Raw genomic sequence first — 5,513 nt, 5'->3', positions numbered from 1 at the left:
ATTAAGCACTCCGTGGACAGATTTGTCATTGTGAGCATTTTCATCCCGAAGTTGCGGCTCATTCTGATTCTGAACAGCTTCTTGGGAAGTAGCGACAGCTTGGTTTTTAGTGAGTTGTTCCATTCTTTAGCTCCTAGACCTTTAGCAGCAAGGTCCATATCTGACTTTTTGTTAACGTATTTAGCCACATAGAAACCAACAGCCATATAACTGGTAGCTTTAAGCGGCTCACCTTTAGCATCAACAGGCCACAACCAACCAGAACGTGAAAAAGCGTCCTGCGTGTAGCGAACTGCGATGGGCATACTGTAACCATAAGGCCACGTATTTTGCAAGCTATTTAACTGGCGGCGATTGCGTACCCGACGACCAAAATTAGGGTCAACGCTACCTGTAGGAAGTGTCCGCATAAAGTGCACCGCATGGAAATGAAGACGGCCATTAGCTGTACCATACTCAGGCACACAAAAATACTGATAGCAGTCGGCGTGTGAATCATTAGCCTTGCGACCCTCGGCAGCAAGAACCATACGACCAATATCACGAAAATAGTCACGCAAAGCATTGGGATTATCATAAAACGCCTCTAATCGGTCGTCAGCCAACGTGAGAGTGTCAAAAACGATAAACCAACCATCAGCATGAGCCTGTCGCATTGCATTCATCAAACGCTGAATAGCAAAGCCTCTACGCGATTTCATAGTGGAGGCCTCCAGCAATCTTGAACACTCATCCTTAATACCTTTCTTTTTGGGGTAATTATACTCATCGCGAATATCCTTAAGAGGGCGTTCAGCAGCCAGCTTGCGGCAAAACTGCGTAACCGTCTTCTCGTTCTCTAAAAACCATTTTTCGTCCCCTTCGGGGCGGTGGTCTATAGTGTTATTAATATCAAGTTGGGGGAGCACATTGTAGCATTGTGCCAATTCATCCATTAACTTCTCAGTAACAGATACAAACTCATCACGAACGTCAGAAGCAGCCTTATGGCCGTCAACATACATATCACCATTATCGAACTCAACGCCCTGCATACGAAAAGACAGAATCTCTTCCAAGAGCTTGATGCGGTTATCCATCTGCTTATGGAAGCCAAGCATTGGGGATTGAGAAAGAGTAGAAATGCCACAAGCCTCAATAGCAGGTTTAAGAGCCTCGATACGCTCAAAGTCAAAATAATCAGCGTGACATTCAGAAGGGTAATAAGAACGAACCATAAAAAAGCCTCCAAGATTTGGAGGCATGAAAACATACAATTGGGAGGGTGTCAATCCTGACGGTTATTTCCTAGACAAATTAGAGCCAATACCATCAGCTTTACCGTCTTTCCAGAAATTGTTCCAAGTATCGGCAACAGCTTTATCAATACCATGAAAAATATCAACCACACCAGAAGCAGCATCAGTGACGACATTAGAAATATCCTTTGCAGTAGCGCCAATATGAGAAGAGCCATACCGCTGATTCTGCGTTTGCTGATGAACTAAGTCAACCTCAGCACTAACCTTGCGAGTCATTTCTTTGATTTGGTCATTGGTAAAATACTGACCAGCCGTTTGAGCTTGAGTAAGCATTTGGCGCATAATCTCGGAAACCTGCTGTTGCTTGGAAAGATTGGTGTTTTCCATAATAGACGCAACGCGAGCAGTAGACTCCTTCTGTTGATAAGCAAGCATCTCATTTTGTGCATATACCTGGTCTTTCGTATTCTGGCGTGAAGTCGCCGACTGAATGCCAGCAATCTCTTTTTGAGTCTCATTTTGCATCTCGGCAATCTCTTTCTGATTGTCCAGTTGCATTTTAGTAAGCTCTTTTTGATTCTCAAATCCGGCGTCAACCATACCAGCAGAGGAAGCATCAGCACCAGCACGCTCCCAAGCATTAAGCTCAGGAAATGCAGCAGCAAGATAATCACGAGTATCCTTTCCTTTATCAGCGGCAGACTTGCCACCAAGTCCAACCAAATCAAGCAACTTATCAGAAACGGCAGAAGTGCCAGCCTGCAACGTACCTTCAAGAAGTCCTTTACCAGCTTTAGCCATAGCACCAGAAACAAAACTAGGGACGGCCTCATCAGGGTTAGGAACATTAGAGCCTTGAATGGCAGATTTAATACCAGCATCACCCATGCCTACAGTATTGTTATCGGTAGCAAGCACATCACCTTGAATGCCACCGGAGGCGGCTTTTTGACCGCCTCCAAACAATTTAGACATGGCGCCACCAGCAAGAGCAGAAGCAATACCGCCAGCAATAGCACCAAACATAAATCACCTCACTTAAGTGGCTGGAGACAAATAATCTCTTTAATAACCTGATTCAGCGAAACCAATCCGCGGCATTTAGTAGCGGTAAAGTTAGACCAAACCATGAAACCAACATAAACATTATTGCCCGGCGTACGGGGAAGGACGTCAATAGTCACACAGTCCTTGACGGTATAATAACCACCATCATGGCGACCATCCAAAGGATAAACATCATAGGCAGTCGGGAGGGTAGTCGGAACCGAAGAAGACTCAAAGCGAACCAAACAGGCAAAAAATTTAGGGTCGGCATCAAAAGCAATATCAGCACCAACAGAAACAACCTGATTAGCGGCGTTGACAGATGTATCCATCTGAATGCAATGAAGAAAACCACCATTACCAGCATTAACCGTCAAACTATCAAAATATAACGTTGACGATGTAGCTTTAGGTGTCTGTAAAACAGGTGCCGAAGAAGCTGGAGTAACAGAAGTGAGAACCAGCTTATCAGAAAAAAAGTTTGAATTATGGCGAGAAATAAAAGTCTGAAACATGATTAAACTCCTAAGCAGAAAACCTACCGCGCTTCGCTTGGTCAACCCCTCAGCGGCAAAAATTAAAATTTTTACCGCTTCGGCGTTATAACCTCACACTCAATCTTTTATCACGAAGTCATGATTGAATCGCGAGTGGTCGGCAGATTGCGATAAACGGTCACATTAAATTTAACCTGACTATTCCACTGCAACAACTGAACGGACTGGAAACACTGGTCATAATCATGGTGGCGAATAAGTACGCGTTCTTGCAAATCACCAGAAGGCGGTTCCTGAATGAATGGGAAGCCTTCAAGAAGGTGATAAGCAGGAGAAACATACGAAGGCGCATAACGATACCACTGACCCTCAGCAATCTTAAACTTCTTAGACGAATCACCAGAACGGAAAACATCCTTCATAGAAATTTCACGCGGCGGCAAGTTGCCATACAAAACAGGGTCGCCAGCAATATCGGTATAAGTCAAAGCACCTTTAGCGTTAAGGTACTGAATCTCTTTAGTCGCAGTAGGCGGAAAACGAACAAGCGCAAGAGTAAACATAGTGCCATGCTCAGGAACAAAGAAACGCGGCACAGAATGTTTATAGGTCTGTTGAACACGACCAGAAAACTGGCCTAACGACGTTTGGTCAGTTCCATCAACATCATAGCCAGATGCCCAGAGATTAGAGCGCATGACAAGTAAAGGACGGTTGTCAGCGTCATAAGAGGTTTTACCTCCAAATGAAGAAATAACATCATGGTAACGCTGCATGAAGTAATCACGTTCTTGGTCAGTATGCAAATTAGCATAAGCAGCTTGCAGACCCATAATGTCAATAGATGTGGTAGAAGTCGTCATTTGGCGAGAAAGCTCAGTCTCAGGAGGAAGCGGAGCAGTCCAAATGTTTTTGAGATGGCAGCAACGGAAACCATAACGAGCATCATCTTGATTAAGCTCATTAGGGTTAGCCTCGGTACGGTCAGGCATCCACGGCGCTTTAAAATAGTTGTTATAGATATTCAAATAACCCTGAAACAAATGCTTAGGGATTTTATTGGTATCAGGGTTAATCGTGCCAAGAAAAGCGGCATGGTCAATATAACCAGTAGTGTTAACAGTCGGGAGAGGAGTGGCATTAACACCATCCTTCATGAACTTAATCCACTGTTCACCATAAACGTGACGATGAGGGACATAAAAAGTAAAAATGTCTACAGTAGAGTCAATAGCAAGGCCACGACGCAATGGAGAAAGACGGAGAGCGCCAACGGCGTCCATCTCGAAGGAGTCGCCAGCGATAACCGGAGTAGTTGAAATGGTAATAAGACGACCAATCTGACCAGCAAGGAAGCCAAGATGGGAAAGGTCATGCGGCATACGCTCGGCGCCAGTTTGAATATTAGACATAATTTATCCTCAAGTAAGGGGCCGAAGCCCCTGCAATTAAAATTGTTGACCACCTACATACCAAAGACGAGCGCCTTTACGCTTGCCTTTAGTACCTCGCAACGGCTGCGGACGACCAGGGCGAGCGCCAGAACGTTTTTTACCTTTAGACATTACATCACTCCTTCTGCACGTAATTTTTGACGCACGTTTTCTTCTGCGTCAGTAAGAACGTCAGTGTTTCCTGCGCGTACACGCAAGGTAAACGCGAACAATTCAGCGGCTTTAACCGGACGCTCGACGCCATTAATAATGTTTTCCGTAAATTCAGCGCCTTCCATGATGAGACAGGCCGTTTGAATGTTGACGGGATGAACATAATAAGCAATGACGGCAGCAATAAACTCAACAGGAGCAGGAAAGCGAGGGTATCCTACAAAGTCCAGCGTACCATAAACGCAAGCCTCAACGCAGCGACGAGCACGAGAGCGGTCAGTAGCAATCCAAACTTTGTTACTCGTCAGAAAATCGAAATCATCTTCGGTTAAATCCAAAACGGCAGAAGCCTGAATGAGCTTAATAGAGGCCAAAGCGGTCTGGAAACGTACGGATTGTTCAGTAACTTGACTCATGATTTCTTACCTATTAGTGGTTGAACAGCATCGGACTCAGATAGTAATCCACGCTCTTTTAAAATGTCAACAAGAGAATCTCTACCATGAACAAAATGTGACTCATATCTAAACCAGTCCTTGACGAACGTGCCAAGCATATTAAGCCACTTCTCCTCATCCAACGCGTCAGTTTTTGACAGAATCGTTAGTTGATGGCGAAAGGTCGCAAAGTAAGAGCTTCTCGAGCTGCGCAAGGATAGGTCGAATTTTCTCATTTTCCGCCAGCAGTCCACTTCGATTTAATTCGTAAACAAGCAGTAGTAATTCCTGCTTTATCAAGATAATTTTTCGACTCATCAGAAATATCCGAAAGTGTTAACTTCTGCGTCATGGAAGCGATAAAACTCTGCAGGTTGGATACGCCAATCATTTTTATCGAAGCGCGCATAAATTTGAGCAGATTTGTCGTCACAGGTTGCGCCGCCAAAACGTCGGCTACAGTAACTTTTCCCAGCCTCAATCTCATCTCTCTTTTTGCGTTCTGCTTCAATATCTGGTTGAACGGCGTCGCGTCGTAACCCAGCTTGGTAAGTTGGATTAAGCACTCCGTGGACAGATTTGTCATTGTGAGCATTTTCATCCCGAAGTTGCGGCTCATTCTGATTCTGAACAGCTTCTTGGGAAGTAGCGACAGCTTGGTTTTTAGTGAGTTGTTCCATTCTT

The 5,513-nt window shown here is 44.7% G+C and carries 8 protein-coding genes and 2 pseudogenes; all 10 read right to left on the bottom strand.

Translation table 11 applies throughout. From position 1 onward, the window contains the following. Positions 1-48 (bottom strand): annotated as a pseudogene (locus ROG8370_RS21735) (hypothetical protein); the annotation flags it as partial. Between the two features lie 14 nt (positions 49-62). Further along, positions 63-1,217 (bottom strand): annotated as a pseudogene (locus tag ROG8370_RS21730) (replication endonuclease); the annotation flags it as partial. 63 nt (positions 1,218-1,280) lie between these two features. After that, the gene (locus ROG8370_RS21725) at positions 1,281-2,267 is read right to left on the bottom strand and encodes a Minor spike protein (protein ID WP_000466547.1); all 987 of its coding nucleotides are present in this window, start codon (positions 2,265-2,267) and stop codon (positions 1,281-1,283) included. 8 nt (positions 2,268-2,275) lie between these two features. Continuing rightward, positions 2,276-2,803 carry a hypothetical protein gene (locus ROG8370_RS21720; RefSeq protein WP_000487867.1) on the bottom strand — a complete coding sequence of 176 codons (528 nt, stop codon included), beginning with the start codon at positions 2,801-2,803 and terminating at the stop codon, positions 2,276-2,278. A gap of 110 nt (positions 2,804-2,913) precedes the next feature. Next, positions 2,914-4,197, bottom strand: coding sequence for a major capsid protein (locus ROG8370_RS21715; RefSeq protein WP_000065572.1), 1,284 nt, complete (start codon positions 4,195-4,197; stop codon positions 2,914-2,916). Positions 4,198-4,233: 36 nt separating this feature from the next. Then, entirely contained in the window at positions 4,234-4,350 is a 117-nt protein-coding gene (locus ROG8370_RS21710; RefSeq protein ID WP_000033471.1) for a phage DNA packaging protein J, read from the bottom strand. Next, on the bottom strand, positions 4,350-4,808 hold the full coding sequence (locus ROG8370_RS21705; RefSeq protein WP_000084700.1) for a scaffolding protein D: 459 nt from the start codon (positions 4,806-4,808) through the stop codon (positions 4,350-4,352). Before ROG8370_RS21705 ends, ROG8370_RS21710 begins: the two co-directional genes overlap by 1 nt. After that, entirely contained in the window at positions 4,805-5,044 is a 240-nt protein-coding gene (locus tag ROG8370_RS21700) for a phage DNA packaging protein C (protein ID WP_016670801.1), read from the bottom strand. The genes ROG8370_RS21705 and ROG8370_RS21700 overlap by 4 nt, the downstream gene beginning before the upstream one ends. Next, entirely contained in the window at positions 4,977-5,147 is a 171-nt protein-coding gene (locus ROG8370_RS21695; RefSeq protein ID WP_002253904.1) for a bacteriophage K family protein, read from the bottom strand. The genes ROG8370_RS21700 and ROG8370_RS21695 overlap by 68 nt, the downstream gene beginning before the upstream one ends. After that, complete coding sequence (locus tag ROG8370_RS21690) at positions 5,147-5,509, bottom strand: hypothetical protein (protein WP_000436966.1); 363 nt, start codon at positions 5,507-5,509, stop codon at positions 5,147-5,149. The genes ROG8370_RS21695 and ROG8370_RS21690 overlap by 1 nt, the downstream gene beginning before the upstream one ends. Positions 5,510-5,513: the final 4 nt, after the last annotated feature.

It is taken from the genome of Roseovarius gaetbuli (genome assembly GCF_900172365.1).
Classification (GTDB): Bacteria; Pseudomonadota; Alphaproteobacteria; order Rhodobacterales; family Rhodobacteraceae; genus Roseovarius; species Roseovarius gaetbuli.
The sequence above is the reverse complement of the archived record's forward strand: the minus strand, read 5'-3'. Positions and strand labels throughout refer to the sequence as shown.